The sequence below is a fragment of the Streptomyces sp. NPDC058092 genome (genome assembly GCF_042884935.1).
Classification (GTDB): domain Bacteria; phylum Actinomycetota; class Actinomycetes; order Streptomycetales; family Streptomycetaceae; genus Streptomyces.
Genome location: NZ_JBHVSY010000005.1, coordinates 1 through 21448, shown reverse-complemented (window position 1 = coordinate 21448; position 21448 = coordinate 1). Strand labels below are relative to the sequence as shown.

Genomic DNA, 21448 nt, shown 5'->3' with positions numbered 1-21448 from the left:
TCGGCATACCGCGTACGGAGTACGGCGGGTGAGTGCCGTACGCCGAAAGGAGGCCGGAGAGTTCCCCCCGGCGGCTGTCCGCACGCCGCGGTGGTCCGCTTAGGGTCGGGAACCATGGAGACCCCTGATGCGCGTACGTCCCGGTGGCGGCGGCTGCTGCCCCGTATGCCCCGTAGCCGCGGCCGGTGGGCCGCGGGCCTCGTGGCGCTCGCCGTGCTGGCCGGTGCGGGTACCTGGACCGCCGCGGCCGACGACGGCGGGCCCGCCGTGCACCGCCAGGACCGGATGATGCGGATCGACGGCGTGTCCCTCGACACCTCGTACTTCACCACCGGCGGTACGCGGCGTCGGCCGGCCGTGCTGATCGGGCACGGGTTCGGCGGAAGCAAGGACGATGTACGGGTGCAGGCCCAGCAGTTGGCCGCCGCCGGATACGCCGTACTGACCTGGTCCGCCCGCGGGTTCGGGAAGTCGGGCGGGGAGATCTCGCTCAACGCCCCCGACCGTGAGGTCGAGGACGTGTCCCGGCTGATCGACTGGCTCGCCGACCGGCCCGAGGTGCAGCTGGACGCCGAGGGCGACCCCCGGGTCGGGGTCACCGGAGCCTCCTACGGCGGAGCCGTCTCACTCCTCGCCGCCGGGTACGACAAGCGCGTCGACGCCATCGCACCGCAGATCACCTACTGGAACCTCGCCGACGCCCTGTTCCCCGACGGCGTCTTCAAGAAGCTCTGGGCCGGAATCTTCGTCACCACCGGCGGCGGCTGCCGGAAGTTCGAGAAGCGGCTCTGCGACATGTACGAACGGGTCGCCGTCAGCGGAAAGCCGGACGCCGCCGCGCGTGCGCTGCTGACCGAACGTTCCCCGAGCGCCGTCGCCGACCGCATCAAGGTGCCCGCGCTCATCGTGCAGGGCCAGTCCGACTCCCTCTTCCCGCTCGGCCAGGCCGACGCCATGGCCGAGGCGATCAGCGGCAACGGCGCACCGGTCGCCGTCGACTGGATCGCCGGCGGGCACGACGGCGGCGACCCGGAGACCGACCGGGTACACCGGCGCATCGGCGGATGGTTCGACCGGTATCTCAAGGGCGACAAGAGCGCCGACACCGGGCCCGCATTCCGCGTCACCCGGGCCGGAGGCATCGACTCCACCGACGGCGCCGCCCTCACCCGCGGGGCGAGCAGCGCCACGTACCCGGGGCTGAACAGCCAAGGAGAGACGATCGACCTGGGGCGGCGGACGAAGACGTTCCGTAACCCCGCCGGGGCCAACCCGCCCGCCATTTCGGCCGTCCCCGGCGTCGGCGGCGGGCTCTCCCGGCTGTCGTCCCTCGGCGTCGGCCTCTCGCTCGACTTCCCCGGCCAGTACGTCCGCTTCGACTCGGCTCCGCTGGACACGTCCCTGCGCGTCACCGGCTCGCCGACCGTGCGGGTCAGGGTGACAGCGGAGCGGGGCGACGCCGTGCTGTTCGGCAAGGTGTACGACGTGTCGCCGGACGGCAAGCAGCAGGTGCTGCCCGCCCAGCTGGTCGCGCCCTTCCGGATCCCGCAGGCCCGGCAGGGCGAGGCCGTGACCCTGGCCCTCCCCGCCGTCGACCACCGATTCGACGCCGGACACCGGCTCCGCCTGGTCCTCTCCGCCACCGACCTCGGCTACGCCTCACCGGCCGAGCCGACCACGTACACCGTGACCCCCACCGGCCCGCTGACCGTCCCCACCGCACCCGCCCTGAAGACCGCACCGGCCACCCTGCCCTGGTGGACCTGGGGGCTCCCGGCCGCCGCCGTGGTGATCGCCGCCGCGCTGCTGCTCATCGCCCGCCGCCGCACCGCGACCCCCGCACCCGATCCGGCGCTCGCCGAGGTGCCCCTCCAGATCACCGGCCTGTCGAAGAAGTACGCCACGTCCGCCGACCGATACGCCGTCAAGGAACTGTCCTTCCGGGTCGAGAGGGGGCAGGTGCTCGGGCTCCTCGGCCCCAACGGCGCGGGCAAGACCACGACCCTGCGCATGCTGATGGGCCTCATCACGCCCGACGACGGCGAGATCCGCGTCTTCGGACAGGCCGTCCGGCCGGGCGCGCCCGTGCTGTCGCGCGTCGGCTCGTTCGTCGAAGGGGCGGGCTTCCTGCCGCACCTGTCCGGGCGCGCCAACCTGGAGCTGTACTGGCAGGCCACCGGACGGCCCGCCGAGGACGCCCACATCGAGGAGGCCCTGAAGATCGCCGGGCTCGGTGAGGCGCTCGCCCGCGCCGTCCGCACGTACTCGCAGGGCATGCGGCAACGGCTCGCCATCGCCCAGGCCATGCTCGGCATGCCGGACCTGCTCATCCTCGACGAACCGACGAACGGGCTCGACCCGCCCCAGATCCGCGAGATGCGCGACGTGATGATCCGGTACGCGGCCGGGGGCCGGACCGTCATCGTCTCCAGCCACCTCCTGTCCGAGGTCGAACAGTCCTGCACCCACCTCGTGGTCATGGACCGCGGCCGGCTCGTCCAGGCCGGCCCGGTCGCCGAGATCACCGGCTCCGGCGACATGCTGCTCGTCACCAGCGCGCGCGAGCTCGCCGAACCCCTCGTGGAGAAGATCGCCGCACTGCCGGGGATCGGCTCGGCGGCCCGTACGGACGACGGCCGCGGCCTGCTCGTACGGCTCGACGGCGCCACCTCGCCCGAGCTGATCGCCGAACTCGTCCGGCTGGACGTGCCGTTGACCGGCGTCGGGCCGCACCGCCGCCTGGAGGACGCGTTCCTCACCCTGATCTCCGGAGGCTCCGCATGAGTGCCGCAGTCGATGTCACGGAAGCCGCCGGGGCCCCCGGCTACCGCGCCCGGCACACCCTGCCGCTGCGCGTCGAGGCGGTACGCCAGCTGCGCAGGCGCCGCACACTGCTCATGGGCGGGGTGCTGGCCGCGCTGCCGTTCATCCTGATCGCCGCGTTCGCGATCGGCGGCACACCGTCCTCGCGGGGCGGCGGCGACCGGCTCACCCTGATGGACACCGCGACCGCGTCCGCCGCGAACTTCGCCGCGACGTGCCTCTTCGTGTCCGCCGGGTTCCTGCTCGTCGTCCCGGTGGCACTGTTCTGCGGGGACACAGTCGCCTCCGAGGCCAGTTGGTCCTCACTGCGCTATCTGCTGGCGGCGCCGGTGCCGCGGGCCAGGCTGCTGTGGAGCAAGCTTGTCGTGGCGCTCGGCTTCAGCCTGGCCGCGATGGTGCTGCTGCCGCTCGTCGCGCTGGCCGCGGGAGCCGCCGCGTACGGCTGGGGGCCGCTCGAACTCCCCACCGGCGGGGCGCTCGCGACCTCGGACACCGTGCCCCGGCTGGCGCTCGTCGTCGCGTTCGTCTTCGTCTCCCAACTGGTCACCGCCGGGCTGGCGTTCTGGCTGTCGACGAAGACCGACGCCCCGCTGGGCGCGGTCGGCGGGGCGGTCGGGCTGACCATCGTCGGCAATGTGCTGGACGCCGTCACCGCGCTCGGTTCCTGGCGCGAATTCCTGCCCGCACATTGGCAGTTCGCCTGGGCGGACGCGCTCCAGCCCGAACTGGAATGGGGCGGCATGGTGAAGGGCGCGGCGATCTCGGTGACGTATGCCCTGATCCTGTTCGCCCTCGCCTTCCGGGGGTTCAGCCGTAAGGACATCGTGTCCTGAGCCTGATGTTCCGCCGGTTTCCCGGCCTCCGTTGCCGCATCGAGATCCATCCGCAACGTCTTCGTCTGCTCCTCGGCACCGTCTCGCACGTCACATTGACAAGTGCTGACACGACGTTGGGGGCTGGGGATGGAACGCCGGACAGGAAAGTACGGAGCGAGGTGCGCGCGGACATGGCACGCGGCACTCGGGGTGCTGCTGGCGGGCGGGGTGCTGCTCACCGGTTGCTCGTCCACGACGACCAAGGAGAACTCCGCCATGGACCGCGGGGGCGCACCCGGCCCCGCCCCCGTGGCGGGCGGTGTCGCCGACGGCGACGGCGACGGCGCGAAGGGCGCGAAAAAGCAGGACGGGCTCCGGGAGTCCGCGCCGCCCGACTACCTGTCCACCTTCGCGCTGGACGTCGACACCGCCTCGTACGGATACGCGCGCCGCACCCTCGCCTACGGCACCCTGCCGGAACCGTCCACCGTGCGGCCCGAGGAGTTCGTCAACAGCTTCCGCCAGGGCTACCGGCGCCCGGCCGGCAACGGCTTCACCGTGAACATCGACGGGGCCCGCGGCGGGGCGGACGGCTGGTCGCTGGTGCGGGTTGGCCTGGCCACCCGGGCCGCCCCCGCCCGCGACGAACGCCCGCCCGCCGCGCTCACCTTCGTCGTCGACATCTCCGGCTCGATGGCCGAAACGGGCCGCCTCGACCTGGTGAAGAAGTCCCTGGGCATCCTCACCGACGAACTCCGCGACGACGACTCGGTCTCCCTGGTCACCTTCAGCGACAAGGCGAAGACGCTGCTGCCGATGACCCGGCTGCGAGACCACCGCGGCACGATCCGCGACCGGGTCGACTCCATGGAACCCACCGACTCCACCAACCTGGAAGCGGGCATCCGCCGCGGATACGACGAGGCGGTCGACGGCCGCGTCAAGGGCGCCAGCAACCGGGTCGTCCTGCTCTCCGACGCCCTCGCCAACACCGGCGCGACCGACGCCGAAGCCATCCTCGAACGCATCGGCTCCGCCCGCCGCGAGTACGGCATCACCCTCTTCGGCGTCGGCGTCGGCAGCGACTACGGCGACGCGCTGATGGAACAGCTCACCAACAAGGGCGACGGCCACACCACGTACATCGCCGACGAGACCCAGGCCCGGAAGGTCTTCGTCGACCAGCTGCCCGCACACCTCGAACTCACCGCGCGCGACGCCAAGGCCCAGGTCGCCTTCGACCCCGAGACCGTCAAGCAGTTCAAGCTGATCGGTTACGAGGACCGCAAGGTCGCCGACGAGGACTTCCGCAACGACCGCGTCGACGGCGGCGAGGTCGGCCCCGGCCACACGGTGACGGCGCTCTACGCCGTCCACCTCAAGGACGGCGCCGCCGGGCATGTGGCGACCGCGACCGTACGCTGGCTGGACCCGAAGACCCGGGCGCCGCACGAGCGGACGGGGTCGGTCGCGACGAACGCGATCGACGGTCCGCTGTGGGGCGGCGACAGCAAGCGGCTCCAAGTGACCGCGGTCGCCGCCTACTTCGCCGACGCGTTGCGCGGCGGCCGGCTGCCGGGCGCACCTGGCCTCGCCGAACTCGCAAGGCAGGCCGAGAAGGTGGCATCGCAGACCGAGGACGATTCGGTACGGAAGCTGGCGACCGCGATCGGACAGGCGGACCGGCTCAAGGGCGGCGGGGACGACAACGGGACCGGGGGAGCGCCGGAGGGCGAGATCGACTGACCGGGGGCCGAGGGGCCGGGGGCCGAGGGAGGAGGGGCAACGGCCCGCACCGCCCCGCGGCCCGCCGCCCACCACCCGCCGGCGGCCGCCCACCACCCACCACCCGCCGCCCGCCGTCGGCCGTCGGCCGCGCGATCCTGCGAAAGTCGGCTGTGCGGCCCGCCCGCCGACGCCATGATGTGCACCATGTCCTCTCTCCCCGCCCTGCTCCTGGCGCTCGGCGTCATCACGACCGGCCTCTACGCGGGCTTCCTGCTGACCTTCCTGCTAGCGGTCATGCCCGGCATCGCCGCACTGCCGGACGAGCGGTTCGCGGCCGCGATGCGCCGCTTCAACGAGAAGGTGCCCGGACCGGTCTTCCTGGTCCTCTTCCTCGGCGTGATCGCCTTCCCGGCCGCCGCGGTCGCCGGAGCCGACGACGACACGGACCGGGTGCTCGCCGTGGCGGCGCTGGTCTGCGCGGTCGGCAGCCACCTGGTCACGATCGCCGGGAACATCCCGCTGAACAAGGCGCTCGCGGCGTCCGAGGGCGGTGACGACGGCGCGGCCCGCGAGGCGTTCGAGTCCCGCTGGAACGCCCTCCACCGGGTCCGGACGACCCTGTCCCTCGCCGCGTTCGCCCTGCTGGCCGTGGCCGCCGGGTAGGCGAACGGGCCGGCCCCGTCCCGTACCGGCGGGGCAGGCCCGGCCGCGCGTCGCACGGGGTGGAAGACCTCGGCCGCCCGTGCTCGCTCAGAAGTTGAACGTGTCGATGTTCTTCCTGTCGAAGACGGTCGGCTCGCCGAGGATGACCTCGCCGTCCTTGCCGACCGTGTACTCACCCAGCTCTCCCGCCTTGAACTTCTCGCCCTCCGCGCCGCTGATCTGCCCCGACGCCAGCGCGGCGGCCGCGTACGCGCCGAGGCGGCCGAGCTCCTCCGGGTTCCACAGCGAGAACTGCTCGACGGTGCCGTCCTTCACGTACGTGCGCATCTGGTTCGGGGTGCCCAGGCCGTTCAGGACGACCTTGCCCTTGTACGAGGAGGAGCTCAGGTACCGGGCGGCCGCCGCGATGCCGACGGTGGTGGGCGAGATGATGCCCTTGAGGTCCGGGTACGCCTGCATCAGGCCCTGCGTCTGCTGGAACGACTTCTGGTCCGCGTCGTCCCCGTACGCCACCTTCACCAGCCGCATGTTCTGGTACTTCGGCAGCTTCAGTTCGTCCTTCATGAACTCGATCCAGGTGTTCTGGTTCGTGGCGTTCTGCGTGGCCGAGAGGATCGCGATCCTGCCCTTGTAGCCGATCTGCTCACCGAGGTGCTGGACCAGGCTGCGGCCGATCTCCTCGGAGCTCGCCTGGTTGATGAAGAGCTGGCGGCAGTCCTTCGCGGTGTCGGAGTCGTACGCGACGACCTTGATGTTCTTCTTCATGGCCTGCTTCAGCGGGCCGCACACCGCGTTGGGGTCGTTGGCCGCGACGAGGATCGCGTCCTGGCGTTGCTGGATCAGTGTGTTGATGTAGCTGACCTGCGAGGAGGCGCTGGCGTCGGACGGGCCGACCTCCTTGCCCGTGCCGCCGAACTCCCCGGTGGCCCTGATGCCCGCGTCGTCGACGATCTTCTCGTACGGGTTGTTGATCTGCTTGGGCAGGAAGGCGAGCTTCAGCCCCTTCTTCAGCGGTGCGCCCGGGTCCGCCTTCGTCGTGGTGCCGGCCTTTGCGGATCCCTTGTCGGCGTTGTCCTTCGTGGTGCCGGAACAGGCGGAGAGGGCGAGAGCGAGCGATACGGCGGTGGCGGCGGTCGCGGCGGCGCGGCGCCCGGCGGCGTTGCGGAGCATCATGGCGGCGGTATGCCTTTCGGAGAGGTACGAGGAGGAGGGTCCGACGGGGTACGGGGGAGGAGACGCGGGTCAGGTCCGGGCGTTCGCGGCGCGCCGGTGTCGTCGTTCGACGACGGTGGCGATCACCCGAGGTGTGAGGACGGACGCCACGAGCAGCAGACCGGTCACGATCACCTGCACCTCGTTGGCGATGTCATTGAGCGTCAGCAGGTTCTTCAGCACCCCGATCAGCAGCACCCCGGCGACCGCGCCGAAGAGCGTGCCCTTTCCGCCGTCGAAGTCGATGCCGCCGAGCAGCACGGAGGCGATGACGAGCATTTCGAAGCCGAGTCCGTTGTCGGCGCGGGCACTGCCGTACCGGAGCGTGAAGACGACACCGGTGAACGAGGCGAACAGCCCGGTCACGACGAACAGCAGCAGCTTGATCCGCTTGACCCGGATGCCCGCGAAGTACGCCGCCTCCTCCTGGGCACCGATCGCGAACAGCGAACGCCCCAGGCCCGTGGCGTGCAGCACGATCGCGGTGATCACCGCGAGGACGATGAACAGCAGGACCGGGTAGGTGAGGAAGGTGCCGGGCACGGTGGTGGTGTCGACGGCCCAATCGGCGTACGTCTGCGGGAAGTCGGTCACCGCGTCGCTGCCGAGCGCCACCGACGCCAGACCGCGGTAGAGGGCCAGGGTGCCGATGGTGACGGCCAGCGACGGCAGCCCCACCCGGGTGACCAGCCACCCGTTGAGCAGCCCTCCCGCGACCCCGGCCACCAGCACCACCGGCACGATCGTCTCGAACGCCCAGCCCGCGTCCCACAGCGCACCGGTCAGCGCGCTGCCCAGGCCCAGCATCGAGGCGACCGACAGATCGACCTGACCGGCGACGACGAGCAGCGTCATCGGCAGGGCGATGAGGGCGACTTCGGCGATGTCGTTGAAGGCGAAGGCGAGGTTCTCGGCGGAGCCGAAGCCGTCCGTGGTGCCGAGCCCGATGACGAAGACCGCCACCAGCAGCGCCCCGACCGCGGTGTCCCAGCGCAGTGCCGGGCTCCGCACCGGACCGCCACCGGCCCCGGTCGCCCCCGTGGCCCCCCGCACACCGGGCACCGCTTTCCGTGTCTCAGGCGCCATTCCCATGCCGGGCGCTCCTCTTCCTCAGGGCGGCGGTCATCCGCAGGTTCACGATCCGGTCGACACTGATGGCCAGCAGGAGCAGTGCACCGGTGATGGCGCCCTGCCAGAAGGAGTCGACCTTCAGGACGACCAGGACGCTGCCGATGGTGGTGAGCAGCAGAGCCCCCAGGGCCGCGCCCCAGACCGTCCCCGTACCGCCGGTGATGGCGACACCGCCGACGACGACGGCGCTGACGACGGTCAGTTCCCAGCCGTGCGCGTTGTCCGCGACGACCGTGCCGAAGCGCGCCAGCCACAGGGCGCCCGCGAAACCGGCGACGGCCCCGGAGAAGGCGTACGCGGCGAGGATCCGGCGCCGGATCGGCACCCCGGCCAGCAGGGCGGCCTCCGGGCTCGACCCGATCGCGTACAGCTCCCGGCCCGAGCGGTAGCCGCGCAGGAAGTACGCGGTCGCGGCCAGCAGGACCAGCGCGATCAGCGGCAGATACGGCACGCCGAGGACGCTGCCGCTGCCGAGCCCCAGGATCTGGTCCGGAACGTCGGCGGCGCCGATCTGGTCGCCCTGCGCCCACCAGTAGTCGACGCCCTGAATGATGTAGAGCATGCCCAGTGTCACGACGAGCGCCGGGACCTTGCCGAAGCTGACCAGGGCGCCGGAGACGAGCCCGCAGACCACCCCGATGGACAGGCCGAGCAGGGTCACGGTGAGGACACCGTGGTCCGTCCCGGCGACGAACTTGCCGCAGGCGAAGGCGGAGAGACCGACGACGGAACCGACCGACAGGTCGATGTTGCGGGTGATGACGACGGCCGACTGGCCGACCGCGAGCAGCACCAGGATCGAGGCGTTGAGCAGCAGATCCTTGATGCCCTGGGCGGACAGGAACCGCGGGTTGGCGAGGTAGGTGCCGAGGACCAGCAGGACGAGCGCCCCGGCGATGGAGATCTCCCGGGCCCGGAAGACCGCGTCCACGAGCGAGGCGGCGCTGCGGGCCGGCGCCTCGGCGCGGATGCCCGGCGGGGTTTCGGCGGTGGTGGTCATGCCGCGGTCCTTTCGCCGAGTCCGGTCGCCGCGGCCATGACCGTCTCCTCGGTGGCGCTCTCGCGCGGGAGTTCGGCGACGAGCCGGCCCTCGCGCATGACGAGCACCCGGTCGGCCATCCCGATGACCTCGGGCAGATCGGAGGAGATCATCAGCACCGCGAGCCCTTCGGCCGCCAACGAGGAGAGCAGCCGGTGCACTTCGGCCTTGGTGCCGACGTCGATGCCGCGGGTCGGCTCGTCGACGATGAGTACGGACGGTTCGGTCGCGAGCCACTTGGCGAGCACGACCTTCTGCTGGTTGCCGCCGGACAGCACGCCGACGGCGTCGGCCAGCCGGTTGTACTTGAGCTGGAGCCGTACGGCCCAGTCGGCGGCCCTCTCGCGCTCCAGCGCCCGGCGGACGAGCCCGGCCCTGCGGACCTCGCCGAGGCCGGTGAGGCCGATGTTGCGTTCGATGGACAGCTCCATGACCAGACCGCGCTGACGGCGGTCCTCGGGTACGAGCGCGAGCCCGGCGGCCATCGCGGCGGTCGGCGACCCCGGTCGCAGCACGGTGCCGCCCACCCGCACCTCCCCGGCGTCCGCGCGGTCGACGCCGAAGACGGCCTGGGCAACCTCGGTCCGGCCGGCTCCGACCAGCCCGGCGAGCGCGACGATCTCGCCGCGCCGGACCTCGAACGACACATCGCGAAAGACGCCCTCGCGGGTCAACCTGGTGACCGACAGGGCGACTTCGCCGACCGCCGCGTCCTGCTTCGGATAGAGGTCGTCGAGATCGCGGCCGACCATCCGGCGCACCAGATCGTCCTCGGTGAGCCCGGCCAGCGGCTCGGAGGAGATGTGGCGGCCGTCGCGCAGCGTCGTGACCCGTCCGCACAGCTCGAAGATCTCGTCGAGCCGGTGCGAGATGAACAGCACGGCCGCGCCCTCGGCGCGCAGTGTCCGCACGACGGAGAAGAGCCGGGCCGTCTCGCTGCCGGTGAGCGCGGCCGTCGGCTCGTCCATGATCAGGACCCGGGCGTCGAAGGAGAGTGCCTTGGCGATCTCGACGATCTGCTGGTCGGCGATGGAGAGCCCCCGGGCCGGCCGCTCGGGCGCCAGGTCGACACCGAGCCGGCGCAGCAGTCCCGCGGTGGACTCGAGCACGGCACGGCGGTCGATCCGGCCGAGGGCGCGCCGGGGCTGGCGGCCCATGAAGATGTTCTCGGCGATCGACAGGTCGGGAAAGAGCGTCGGTTCCTGGTAGATGACGGCGATCCCGGCATCGCGGGCATCGGCGGGCCCGTGGAAGACGATGGGCGCGCCGTCGAGCAACACCTGCCCGCTGTCCGGGCGATGGACTCCGGCGAGCGCTTTGATGAGGGTGGATTTGCCCGCACCGTTCTCCCCGGCGAGCGCGTGGACCTCGCCGGCGTACAGGGACAGGGACACGTCCTGCAGGGCACGTACGGCACCGAAGGACTTGCTCACGTTCTTCAGCGCCAGGATCGGGGCGGGTTCGTTCATGCTGCGCTCCACGCCGTGAAAGGTTTCAACGAGGTAGCTCGGAAGCTAGACGGCGATCACGGGCACAGTCAATGGATCGGCGAAGGGAACTTCACACACATGGAGGGCCGGAACGGCCGGGGCGAGGGTAAAATATGAATCGATTCATGTTGCTACGGCACTTCGCGGGGCCGGTGGGTGCCACGCGTCGGGATCGCGGCCGTCACGACAACGTCCGCTCGATGCCCGCCCGGACGAAGGTGCGCGCGAGGTGTCCCCGCCTGGTGCGCCAGGGCAGCGAGGCCCGGCGCGGATCGTTGTCGTACCGGCGGCCGCGTACGTCGGCGACCACCTCGGCGGGCGCACCCGGTGCGAGGGAGCCGTGCGCCCAGACCGCTTCCAGGGGCACGGCGTCACCGGCGTCGACGATGAAGCGGTCCAGGAGGAGCGGGGTGGGCTGCGCCTCGTCGGCGTGCATGGCTCCGACTGTGGCACGGGTGCCGGGGCGCCGAAATGACGGACGATCGGATCAGGCCTCCGCCGGGATTCGGGGTGGAAGAGCTGTGACAGTCCAGGGGGAACGCAACCCTCGGGCGACACCACTGGTCTGAGTCTGCAAAGTGCCGGTGCGGCGCATGGCCCCGCACTCCCGTACATCCCGGAAACCCGCCGAGTCCCGCACCGCCCCCTCATCGCTGATCGAACGAAGGAGCCCACGTGGCAATCCGCGCTCCAGGAATCACCGTGGTTCTCGCCATCACCGTGGCGACCGCCGTGATCACCTTCCCCGCCGCCGCCCAGGCGTCGACGTCCGCCCCCGCGACAGCCTCCGCGACCCCCACGCGGGCCGTGCCCGCCCCGACCCCGCGACGCGACGACTTCAACGGGGACGGCTACCCGGACCTGGCGTTCACCGCGCCCGGTGCCACCGTCGGGGGCAAGGCCAAGGCCGGGTACGTGGGTGTGGTGTACGGCTCCAAGAGCGGTCTGCAGACCTCCACCAGGCAGGTCTTCACCCAGGACTCGCCCGGAATCCCGGACACCGCCGAGGCAGGTGACGCGTTCGGCAGCTCGATGGTCTCCGCCGATCTGGACCGGGACGGGTACAGCGACCTCGTGGTCGGCGCGCCGAAGGAGGCGATCGGCTCATTCAAGTCGGCCGGTTCGCTCACCGTCATCTGGGGCGGCGCGCACGGACTGTCGGGTGGCGCGACCCGCCTGACGGGCAGTCAACTGTACGACGGGATCGGCGGCAAGGCCGCCGTCGGAGACTTCGACGGCGGCGGAGCCATGGACGTCGTCACCCTCGGAATGAACGGCATGCACATCCTGTCCGGCCCGTTCGAGCGCGACGGCAGCGCGGCGGCCGTCAGGGTGATCCGCGACATGGACGATCTGCGGTACCTGGACCTCGCCGCGGGCGACTTCAACGGCGACGGCCGCGACGACCTGGCCGCCGTCGTCCACGACGGCGACGAGTTCGACGCCCGGCGCATCCTCGTCCGTAACGGCGGTGCCACCGGCCTCAGCGAGAAGTACACCGTTGTCAACCGGGCGGACGGCTACCGCCTCCAGGGCGGCGAGACCGTCGCGGCCGGCCACATCAACGGTGACAAGTACGCCGACCTCGTCGTGGGCCGCACGATCGAGGGCTACGACAGCGATCTGGACTATCCGCTCGCCCTGGGCGGCATGATCACCTACGTACCGGGCAGCGCCACCGGCCCGCGGGGCGACCGGGCCAAGGTCTTCAACCAGGACAGCGCCGGTGTCCCTGGTGTCGCCGAAGTGCACGACGGATTCGGCGCGTCGCTGTCGATCGGTGACATGAACGGTGACGGCTACGGCGACATCGCCGTCGGCGTGCCCTACGAGGACCTCGGTACGACGAAGAACGCGGGTTCGGTCCTGGTCCTTCCCGGCACCGCGTCCGGCCCGACCGGGACGGGCACGGTGGGCTTCAACCAGGACACGGCGAACGTCCCCGGGGTGGCCGAGGCGAACGACAGGTTCGGCGCCGCCGTCAGGCTGGTCGACGCCAACCGCGACGGCCGCACCGAACTGGCCGTCGGCGCCCCCGGCGAGAACGCCGACGCAGGCTCCCTGTGGGTCTTCCCGGCCACGGCCTCCGGCGTGACGGCCAAGGGCTCGTTCACGTTCGGCCACGGAACGCTGGGCACGGTGGGAACGGACGCACAACTGGGTTCATCGTTCAACCGCTGACCCGTTCCGAATTCCGGGGGCAGGGGGCAGGACAGGTGCCACCTGCGGCGTAGGAGAACGCGAGGTGCTCGCCCTCGTGGCCCAGCGCGCCCGACCGTCCTCCCTGGCAGGTGGCGGAAGAAGCCCGGCTCCACGACGACCGTGGAGCCGGGCTTCTTCTGTGCCGAACCACTGGCACCGATTACCCCCGGGGGTATGTTGACGGCACTCACTCGCGGTGCCTGGGTCTCCGGCGCCGTCTCACACAGTCGCGAGCGCGACCTCGGTCGACTTCATCAGCGCGACCACGGGAGAGCCGGCCTCCAGGCCGAGCTCGGTGACCGCGTCCTTGGTGATCGCGGCGGTCAGCTCGCCGCCGTCGACCGCGATCTTGACGGAGGCCATGGCGCCGCCCGTGGCGACGGCGGTCACCGTGCCGGGCAACTGGTTGCGGATGGACAGGCCCGTCACCGGGCCGGTGGCCAGCGATACCTCCGTCGACTTCACCAGCGCGCGGACGGCGGAGCCCTCGGCGAGGCCGAGGTCCTTGACGGATTCCAGCGTGATGGCCGCGGTGAGGTCCTGGCCGCCGTCGAGGCGGACCTTGACTGTCGCCATCACCTCGCCCGGCGAGATGGAGGTGACGGTGCCGGCGATCTGATTGCGGATGCTCAGGCTCATGGCGGAACGCCTCACGAAGACAAGGGTTGATTTGTCACGCTTCGGTCCTGCTGTGGCCCCACCGTAGTCGGGGCCGGGCGGGGCGGGCGTCGGACCCGTCGCATCTGCGGTGGATGAGGTGGGCGATGCCTCGCAGGTCGTGGTCGCTCTCCGGTCTCTGCGCGTCCTCAGACGGGGTACGCGTGGGTCTGCGTCGCCTTCACCGTCGCCCAGACCTCCGCACCCGGGTGCAGGTCGAGCTCGGCAGCGGCGACCGTGGTGAGATCGGCGGCGAGGGGGAGATCGCCGGTGAGGGCGGCACGGATCTGGTCGCCGTGGGTCTCCAGGCCGGCGACCTTGCAGCGCCAGAGGTTGCGGGCGCTGGAGTTGGTGGGCCGGCTGCGGTGGAGGGTGACGGCGCTCGGGGGGAACGCCACGAAGACCGGCCCGGACAGGGCCTCCGTGGTGGTGATGGCGGGGCCGGTGTCGAGGCGGACTGTGTGGCCGTCCGAGTGACCTCGGTAGAGGTTGAGGCCGACGAGTTGCGCGATGTAGTCCGTACGAGGGTGACGGGCGATGTCGGACGGGCTGCCCTCCTGGACGACTTCGCCGTGCTCGACGACGACCAGGCGGTCGGCGAGGACCATGGCGTCGAGCGGGTCGTGCGTGACGAGTACGGCGACTGCTTCGAACTCGGCCAGGTGGCGCCGGAGTTGGGCACGGACCTCCAGGCGGGTACGGGCGTCGAGGGCGGCGAGGGGCTCGTCGAGGAGGAGCAGGCGTGGGCGGGTGGCGAGGGCGCGGGCGAGGGCGACGCGCTGCGCCTGGCCGCCGGAGAGCCGCCGAGGCTTGGCGCCGGTGTGATCCGCGAGACCCAGGCGGTCGAGCCAGTCGGCGGCCTGCGCACGTGCCTCCGCCTTGGTCGCCCCGTGGCAGCGCGGCCCGAACGCCACGTTGTCCAGGGCGGTCAGGTGGGGGAAGAGCAGGTAGTCCTGGAAGACGACGCCGACCGGGCGGGACTCCGGCGGCGTACGCTCCAGCGTCGCGCCGTCCAGCCGTAGGTGACCGCCGGTGAGCGGTGTCAGGCCGGCGAGCGCGCGCAGGGCCGTGGTCTTGCCGGCGCCGTTCGGGCCGAGCAGGGCGACTACCTCGCCGGGCGCCACGGTCAGCGCCACGTCGAGGCGGAAGGCGCCGCGGTCCACCACGAGGCGGGCGTCGAGCCCGTCCGGGGCAGTGCCGGTGCGGAGGTCGTGAGTCTTGGTCATCCGGCGGTCATCCAACGGTCGCGCAGTCCGGCCAGCACCGCGATGGACACGGCCAGCAGCACCAGGCTGAGGGCGATCGCCGCCTCCGGGTCGCTCTGCAGGGCGAGGTAGACGGCGAGGGGCATGGTCTGGGTACGGCCGGGGAAGTTGCCGGCGAAGGTGATGGTCGCGCCGAACTCGCCGAGCGCGCGGGCCCACGCCAGGACCGCGCCGGCCGCGATGCCCGGCGCGATCAGCGGGAGCGTGACCCGGCGGAACGCGGTGAAGCGGGACGCGCCCAGGGTGGTTGCCGCCTCCTCGTAGCGTGGGTCGGCGGCCCGCAGGGTGCCCTCGACGCTGATGACGAGGAACGGCATCGCCACGAACGCCTCCGCGACCACGACCCCCGCCGTGGTGAACGGCAATGTGACGCCGAACCAGGAGTCCAGCCACTTCCCGACGATGCCGTTGCGGCCGAGCGCCGTCAGCAGCGCCACGCCGCCCACGACCGGCGGCAGGACGAGCGGGAGCGTGACGAGTGCGCGGACGAGGCCGCGTCCGGGGAACTCGACCCGGGCCAGCAGCCAGGCCAGCGGCACCCCGATGACCAGGCTCACCGCGGTCGCCGCCGTGGCGCAGACCAGGGACAGCTGGAGCGCCTGCCACACCTCGGCGCTGGTCAGCTGCTCGGGCATGCTGCGCCACGGGGCCCGTACGAGCAGGGCGATCAGCGGCACGATCAGGAACGCCAGGCCGATCAGCGCGGGCACGAGCAGAGGCAGCGGTACGCCGCGGCCGCCCCCCGCCCGGACACGCCGACGCCGCGGCCCACCCCGGAGGGCGCCGGTCGCGGGGTTGGACTTGACGGTCGACGTCACGGCTTCAGGAACCCGGCCCCGGTCAGGACCTTCTGGCCCTCGGCGGACTGCACCAGCGCGATGAACGCCTTGGAGGCATCGGCGTTGGGGGCGTCCTTGAGCAGGGCGATCGGGTAGTCGTTGACGGCGTTGGCCGACTCGGGGAACTCCACGCCCGTCACCTTGTCACCGGCCGCCTTCACGTCGGTCTTGTACACGACCGCCGCGTCGGCCTCCTTCAGCCCGACCTTGGTCAGGGCGCTCCTGACGTCCTGCTCGTACGACACCGGAGTGAGCTTGAGACCGCCGGCGTCGAGGGCCTTCTGGGCGGCGGCGCCGCACGGCACCTCCTTGTCGCAGAGCACGACCTTCAGGCTCGACCTGGTGAGGTCCTTGAGGGAGGAGATCTTGTCGGGGTTGCCCGGCAGGGTGGCGATCTCCAGCTGGTTGCGAACGAAGGTGGCGGGCGTGCCGGAGGCGTCGCCCGCGTCGGTGACGATCTTCATTGTCTTGGGGCTGGCCGCGGCGAACACGTCGGCCGGCGCGCCGCCGGTGATGCTCGCGGCGAGAGAGTCGCTGCCGCCGAAGCTGAACGTCACCTTCGTACCCGGGTGTTGCTTCTCGAACTCCTTGCCCAGGGTCGTGAAGCTCTCCTTCAGCGAGGCCGCGGCGAACACGGTCACCGTGCCGGACAGCTTGTCCGACGAGGAGGCCGAGGCGGAGGAGTCCGACTTCGCCGACGAGGAATCGTCGGACGAGGAGCAGGCGCTCAGGGCCAGCAGCGCGGCGGTGCCTGCACCGGTCACCTGCAGGGTCCGGCGTGCGGTACGGGTTGTCACGGGTCCACTCCCTCTGGTCCTGGCGGACACATCTACGGTCTGTCGACGACCACGTTGGTCGACTTGATCACGGCAACCGCCGGAACACCGGGCTCCAGCCTCAGTTCCTCAGCCGACTCGCGGCTGACCATCGCCGGCACCCGGAACGGCCCGGCCTGGATTTCCACCTGCGCCGACACGTCCCCGAGGATCACTTCGGTGACGATGCCGGAGAAGCGGTTGCGGGCCGAGGAGCCGGTGGATTCCCGCTCCGCACGGTGCAAATGCCGGGCGTAGGCCGCAAGGGCCGGCCCGGGGATGATCCGGCGGCCGATCCCGTCGCGTTCGGCGGTGAGTTTCCCGCCGTCGACCAGACGCCTCACGGTGTCGGCACTGACGCCGAGCAAGGCGGCCGCGTCTCCGATCCGGTAGGCGTGCATGCTGTGATCATAATGCCGCAGATGCGAGGGGAAAGTCTTCTGTGGCTTTGCATGAGCCGGATCGCTGATCCTTCTGGATGGCATGTGCGTTTGTACAGGATGGGTGTCCGGGTAGGGATATCCAGGAGGTGGTAGCCCGTGAGTCAGTCCCCCGCAGTGGCGGACACGGTGGCGGAACTCGCCCTCGCCGGCGATCTGACCCGTCCGGCGCGCCTGACGGTGCCCGACCTGCTCGCCTGGCCGCAGCACGAGGCCGACGTCAGTTTCGAGTGCGCCACCAGCGGCGTCCAGCACCACCGCTTCACCGGGCCGCTCCTGCACGACGTCCTGTCGTCGGCCGGTCCCGTCTTCGACCGTTCCTAGCCAGTGTGCATGAGTGGGTCCTGGACCCACTGATGTGTACTGGGCGCATCCCGAACGGTGTTGGATGCACTCGGTCCCCGCTTTCTCTTCCTGCTCGGCAGCACGTCTCCAGGGGCGTGGTCCGTTGCGGGTGGGCGGATTCCGTCGCATCCTTGGGTGCCCGGTGGGGCCTGGGCGGTCCGATGCCCCGCACGATCACTCCGGTCGTGTGGGGGCGGTGCCGTCCGACGCCGGACCTGGTGTCCGAGGGCGCGTCGTCCGATCGCGATGCCAGCGGCATCATGACGGGACATTCTGCGGTGCGGGGTGGCCAGTGGTTTCTGCCAGTGCTGGGCACCCCACATCGAGGTGTAGGCGGGGTCGACCGCGACGATACTCAGGCCGTGTTCGGCGGCCATGGAGACGAGCCGGGCCTTGAGTTTGCCGGTCGGGATGCCGGAGATGAGCTGGCGGAACCGCGTCTTGCGGCCGTGCTTCTCGCGGGTCTTCTCGGTGGTGAAGTCGAGGTCTTCGATGGCGATCGCGGTGACACCGGCCTGCTTGGTCCAGTTGATGAGGCGGGTCAGGGCGTGGCGGATCTGGGCGTCGCGGTGGGTGGCGGTGCCGGACAGGTCGTAGAAGAACCGCCGGGGCTCGCCGATGGGGTTGCCGTGCGGGTCGAGGTGGTAGGCGGCGAAGTGGTCGGCATTGGTGTCCACGCCGACCACGCCCCGGGCCCGGGCGGCCTCCAGCGGCACGGTCTGCACGACGGGGCGTTGCCAGGAGGCGGTGAGGTACCAGCGGCGACGGTCGGTGTCGAGGTGGATGCGGTAGGCGACGGCCCGGTTCGCTTCGATGCGGTCGGCCCATTCCTGGCCCCGGTGCGCGAACGCCACGGTCGAGGTGAGGGTGTACCGGCCGTGCCGGGTGTTGGCCAGGTGCGCGAGCGGGGCAGGCAGCTTGATCGACACTTCGCCGTCCGGGGTGACGCGGATCGTCTCGTTCCCGAACCGTTTCCCGGACTCGCCGTCGGCGGCGATGAACCAGCGTTCCGCTTCCCAGCGTTCCCGCCACTGCTCCTCGGTGAGCCGGGCCTGGGTGAGGTGGTGGCGGATGTTGAGGAGGCGTTTGCCGCCCCGCACGACCCGGACGCGTCCGGCCTGCCGGTCACGGACCGCGGCAGCGTGCCGCGCTTCCAGTGCCGCGAGACGGCGGGACTTGCGAAACCACTCACCCTTGGAGCGGTAGCCGCCCCCGGCCCGCTTCGTACCCGGCGCACCGATGGGGAGGGACATGCGGTGCCGCAGCGTTCCGATCCCGGCCTCAAGATTCCGGATGTGCGCCGCCTGGCAACGGCGCGCCAGCGCCCACTGATCGTGCGTGGCCTTGGTGATCGCACCCGCGATCCGCGACGACGACTGCGCGGTCAGGTCCCTCTTGCGCGATGCCCAGGTGTCCGCGCTGTGCTTCAGACCATCCGCACAACGGGCCTTCAGATCGCGCGATGCCAGACGTCCCTGATGCTCACCGACCAGGCGGAGGACCTTCTCGTCCTGGGGTGTGAGGTGCTTGAGACGGTCCCGGATCGCCACCCCGCACGGCCCGGGTGCCACGAAGGGTGCCGCCAGCTTCCGCACACCACCCACCACAACACCCCCTCCCCCACGACCGGCCACCCACTACCCAGTCCAACGAGCAGCAGCCACCAAGGTCACCCATTCGGCCCCAGAACCCCCGTTCCCGCTCCAACGAACCCGCCGACAGGACTCACTCCTGCTCACTACAAAGCACTTCAACGAGCAAACCGACAACAGCTCACAACCCCGCCCGCCGCAAGGACCGCCTGCGATTCCTGATCGCGGTGTCCGGCGCGGACGGCCACCATGCCCTGCTGTCCTGGGCGGAGATCGACCCCGACTTCGGCCGCACGCCCGTACTGCCCGCCGCCACGATCGACGGCACGTCGCTCGACCGCGCCGGCGCCCAGCTCGTCCTGCCCCAGGACCGCTGCGGGGCCCGGCACATCCGCGGCATCAACGCGATTCGCGTGGACGGTGGCTACGCCCCTTGGGCGTGACACCGGGCCATACCCGTGGGCGTGACACCGAGCAATACCCGTACGGCAACGGCGAAGAGCGACCTGTGAGCCGAGCGGAACCCACGGGCGTCCTGATCGTCCGGCATGTGCCGCACGAGGGTCCGCCCCCGACCCGAACGTCCGCCTCGCCCGGCCTCCGTGCGCAAGGCATTCACCTGGACGTCCCGATCATCCGCCGCGGACGGCGCTACGAGGGCCCGGCCCTCGTGGGTGAGGCCCAAAGAGGCCACCGTTTCCCGGTCAGACGCGGTCGATGTGCACATTCGTCGACTTCACCCGGGCAGTGGCCTCCATCCCGACCTCCAGCCCCAGCTCCTCCACGGCCTCCCGCGTCAGCAGCGACACCAGCCGGTGCGGGCCGGCCTGGATCTCCACCTGGGCGGCGACGTCACCGAGCTTCACCGCGGTGACGATCCCAGGGAAGGCATTGCGGACCGAGGTGTACGAAGCGTCCTCCTCACCGCCACTGCCACTGCCACCGCCCTTGGCCAGCTCCACGGAGAAGACGGCAAGGTCCTTACCCTCGATGAGCCGCCGCCCGCCCTCGTCCCGATGGGTGACCACCCGGCCGGCGTCGGCCCAGCGCCGTGCGGTGTCGGGGCTCACACCGAGGAGCCGGGCGGCCTGGCCGATTGTGTAGAACTGCATACGCGCCAAGATAGGCCCATCCACGGACGCCGGTGCCCACCGCACCGGTCCGGTCGGGCCGGCGCATCCGCCGGTCTTGCGCCGTCTCTACGGCGCGCTCGCCAACGTGTCTGCGACCAGCGAAAAGGCCCTCCGACACGGAGGGCCTCATGATGGTGCGGGCAGAGCGCCCCCGGCAGGACTCGAACCTGCGGCCAAGCGCTTAGAAGAGACTGATCTAGTTCCCCCAGTCGTAGCTCTGACCTGCGACGGGTCGGTTGTAGCCCTGCCTGAGCTCCGTACGCACCCGCCAGCCCACCGGAAGTAGTCATTCCGTTGTCCGCGGGTTGCCGCAACATGCGGCCAATGCCGGATTTCGGACTCTTGGCTTGTTTGGTGCTCTACCCGTGTTGAGGACATCTGGTCACTCTGTCGGAGAGCGACCAGTAAGTCAGTTGACTGGGTACACACGGCACTAGGGGGTGGCCGGTGGCTTACGTCCCAATACTGAAGGCCAAGGCAGGCGAGTTTCAGGCACTTGAGCATGCAACACCGGGGGTCCGCTCCCGCATGCGTCCAGTCCTTGAGCTCGTGCCTGATCCCGAGCTGGTCAGGGATCAGCTTGAGACCTTTAGCGACCGTGCGATGGACGCGATCCCAACCGGCGTGGTGTTGACCGTCGACTGCGGTGCCCTACCCGCGACCCAGGTCCTCGAAGGCGCTACCGGAGGGCCCATCGCACGACTCAGTGAATCGCTGGGCCTTAGAGCCTGTCGGGTGGCCGGTTGATTACGCTGCGATGTAGTCCTCGACGGTGTTGGCTCGTGCGGTCTTGCGGTGGGATTCATGGCTCCACCGCAGGGACTGCCCGGCGAGCCGGACGAGCATCAAGCGGATCATTGCCACCTTGATCATGGCCTCGGAGGTCGCGGTCAGCCGTTCGTAGTCGCGGGCCAGCCGACGGTTTCGGACCAGCCAGCCGAAACTTCGCTCCACCACCCAGCGGCGGGGCAGGACCTTGAAGCCCTTGACGTCGTCGGTCCGCTTCACGATCTCGACAACGATGTTCAACGCATCCCGGGCCCATGAAAGAAGCTTGGAATCAACGGAGTTGGCGTATCCGCCGTCGGCCCACACCAGACTGACCGTGCGGAATCCCTTCGCGAGACGGGCCAGGACGATGCGGCCTCCGGCCCGGTCCTGCATGGACGCGGAGGTGACCGCGACGACCAGCAGCAGGCCCATCGTGTCCACGATCACGTGTCTCTTTCGCCCTGTCGTTCGCTTGCCCGCATCGAACC

Annotated in this window: 19 protein-coding genes and 2 pseudogenes; 8 read left to right on the top strand and 13 right to left on the bottom strand. The window is 70.8% G+C overall.

Annotated features, from left to right (window positions below):
* Window positions 1-114 precede the first annotated feature (114 nt).
* The 4 genes from ACFVV1_RS10210 to ACFVV1_RS10195 all read left to right on the top strand — a co-directional run bounded on the left by ACFVV1_RS10210 (window position 115) and on the right by ACFVV1_RS10195 (window position 6029).
* Window positions 115-2784: an alpha/beta fold hydrolase gene (locus tag ACFVV1_RS10210; RefSeq protein WP_389987399.1), complete on the top strand. Its 2670-nt coding sequence runs from the start codon at window positions 115-117 to the stop codon at window positions 2782-2784.
* Window positions 2781-3656 carry an ABC transporter permease gene (locus tag ACFVV1_RS10205; protein ID WP_389987396.1) on the top strand — a complete coding sequence of 292 codons (876 nt, stop codon included), beginning with the start codon at window positions 2781-2783 and terminating at the stop codon, window positions 3654-3656. Before ACFVV1_RS10210 ends, ACFVV1_RS10205 begins: the two co-directional genes overlap by 4 nt.
* A gap of 129 nt (window positions 3657-3785) precedes the next feature.
* Complete coding sequence (locus tag ACFVV1_RS10200; protein WP_389987393.1) at window positions 3786-5384, top strand: von Willebrand factor type A domain-containing protein; 1599 nt, start codon at window positions 3786-3788, stop codon at window positions 5382-5384.
* 186 nt (window positions 5385-5570) lie between these two features.
* Window positions 5571-6029, top strand: a complete 459-nt coding sequence (locus ACFVV1_RS10195; RefSeq protein WP_389987390.1) for a DUF1772 domain-containing protein — start codon at window positions 5571-5573, stop codon at window positions 6027-6029.
* Between the two features lie 87 nt (window positions 6030-6116).
* On the opposite strand, the gene rhaS is transcribed toward ACFVV1_RS10195, so the two are convergent.
* The 5 genes from rhaS to ACFVV1_RS10170 form a co-directional block, all read right to left on the bottom strand.
* Window positions 6117-7202, bottom strand: a complete 1086-nt coding sequence (gene rhaS, locus ACFVV1_RS10190) for a rhamnose ABC transporter substrate-binding protein (RefSeq protein ID WP_389987387.1) — start codon at window positions 7200-7202, stop codon at window positions 6117-6119.
* A 69-nt stretch (window positions 7203-7271) separates the two neighbouring features.
* The gene (locus ACFVV1_RS10185) at window positions 7272-8333 is read right to left on the bottom strand and encodes an ABC transporter permease (protein WP_389987384.1); all 1062 of its coding nucleotides are present in this window, start codon (window positions 8331-8333) and stop codon (window positions 7272-7274) included.
* Window positions 8317-9372: an ABC transporter permease gene (locus ACFVV1_RS10180; protein ID WP_389987381.1), complete on the bottom strand. Its 1056-nt coding sequence runs from the start codon at window positions 9370-9372 to the stop codon at window positions 8317-8319. Before ACFVV1_RS10180 ends, ACFVV1_RS10185 begins: the two co-directional genes overlap by 17 nt.
* Window positions 9369-10880: a sugar ABC transporter ATP-binding protein gene (locus tag ACFVV1_RS10175; protein ID WP_389987378.1), complete on the bottom strand. Its 1512-nt coding sequence runs from the start codon at window positions 10878-10880 to the stop codon at window positions 9369-9371. The genes ACFVV1_RS10180 and ACFVV1_RS10175 overlap by 4 nt, the downstream gene beginning before the upstream one ends.
* Window positions 10881-11082: 202 nt before the next feature.
* Window positions 11083-11337: a hypothetical protein gene (locus ACFVV1_RS10170; protein ID WP_389987376.1), complete on the bottom strand. Its 255-nt coding sequence runs from the start codon at window positions 11335-11337 to the stop codon at window positions 11083-11085.
* Between the two features lie 239 nt (window positions 11338-11576).
* Here ACFVV1_RS10170 and ACFVV1_RS10165 point away from each other — a divergent pair, with 239 nt between their 5' ends.
* Window positions 11577-13082 carry a VCBS repeat-containing protein gene (locus tag ACFVV1_RS10165; RefSeq protein WP_389987373.1) on the top strand — a complete coding sequence of 502 codons (1506 nt, stop codon included), beginning with the start codon at window positions 11577-11579 and terminating at the stop codon, window positions 13080-13082.
* Window positions 13083-13322: 240 nt separating this feature from the next.
* On the opposite strand, the gene ACFVV1_RS10160 is transcribed toward ACFVV1_RS10165, so the two are convergent.
* From ACFVV1_RS10160 to ACFVV1_RS10140, 5 genes are all read right to left on the bottom strand, one after another.
* Window positions 13323-13742, bottom strand: coding sequence for a molybdopterin-binding protein (locus ACFVV1_RS10160; protein ID WP_389987370.1), 420 nt, complete (start codon window positions 13740-13742; stop codon window positions 13323-13325).
* A gap of 167 nt (window positions 13743-13909) precedes the next feature.
* Window positions 13910-14986, bottom strand: coding sequence for an ABC transporter ATP-binding protein (locus ACFVV1_RS10155; RefSeq protein WP_389987367.1), 1077 nt, complete (start codon window positions 14984-14986; stop codon window positions 13910-13912).
* A complete protein-coding gene (modB, locus tag ACFVV1_RS10150) occupies window positions 14983-15843 on the bottom strand; it encodes a molybdate ABC transporter permease subunit (RefSeq protein ID WP_389987364.1) in 861 nt (286 codons plus the stop codon). Before modB ends, ACFVV1_RS10155 begins: the two co-directional genes overlap by 4 nt.
* Window positions 15840-16661 carry a molybdate ABC transporter substrate-binding protein gene (gene modA / locus ACFVV1_RS10145; RefSeq protein WP_389987361.1) on the bottom strand — a complete coding sequence of 274 codons (822 nt, stop codon included), beginning with the start codon at window positions 16659-16661 and terminating at the stop codon, window positions 15840-15842. Before modA ends, modB begins: the two co-directional genes overlap by 4 nt.
* A gap of 32 nt (window positions 16662-16693) precedes the next feature.
* Window positions 16694-17080 (bottom strand): molybdopterin-binding protein, encoded by a 387-nt coding sequence (locus ACFVV1_RS10140; RefSeq protein WP_389987358.1) that lies wholly within the window; start codon window positions 17078-17080, stop codon window positions 16694-16696.
* A gap of 138 nt (window positions 17081-17218) precedes the next feature.
* Here ACFVV1_RS10140 and ACFVV1_RS10135 point away from each other — a divergent pair.
* A pseudogene (locus tag ACFVV1_RS10135) lies at window positions 17219-17434 on the top strand (molybdopterin-dependent oxidoreductase); the annotation flags it as partial.
* 5 nt (window positions 17435-17439) lie between these two features.
* On the opposite strand, the gene ACFVV1_RS10130 reads toward ACFVV1_RS10135, so the two are convergent.
* Window positions 17440-19068: an IS200/IS605 family accessory protein TnpB-related protein gene (locus ACFVV1_RS10130; RefSeq protein WP_389987355.1), complete on the bottom strand. Its 1629-nt coding sequence runs from the start codon at window positions 19066-19068 to the stop codon at window positions 17440-17442.
* Between the two features lie 173 nt (window positions 19069-19241).
* On the opposite strand from ACFVV1_RS10130, the pseudogene ACFVV1_RS10125 reads away from it, so the two are divergent.
* Window positions 19242-19499, top strand: a pseudogene (locus ACFVV1_RS10125) (hypothetical protein); the annotation flags it as partial.
* A 261-nt stretch (window positions 19500-19760) separates the two neighbouring features.
* Here ACFVV1_RS10125 and ACFVV1_RS10120 read toward each other — a convergent pair.
* The gene (locus tag ACFVV1_RS10120; RefSeq protein ID WP_389987352.1) at window positions 19761-20168 is read right to left on the bottom strand and encodes a molybdopterin-binding protein; all 408 of its coding nucleotides are present in this window, start codon (window positions 20166-20168) and stop codon (window positions 19761-19763) included.
* A gap of 468 nt (window positions 20169-20636) precedes the next feature.
* Between ACFVV1_RS10120 and ACFVV1_RS10115 the strand changes: the two genes are divergently transcribed.
* On the top strand, window positions 20637-20936 hold the full coding sequence (locus ACFVV1_RS10115; protein WP_389987350.1) for a hypothetical protein: 300 nt from the start codon (window positions 20637-20639) through the stop codon (window positions 20934-20936).
* Here ACFVV1_RS10115 and ACFVV1_RS10110 read toward each other — a convergent pair.
* On the bottom strand, window positions 20937-21448 hold a 512-nt coding region (locus ACFVV1_RS10110; protein WP_389987348.1), incomplete at its 5' end, for a transposase.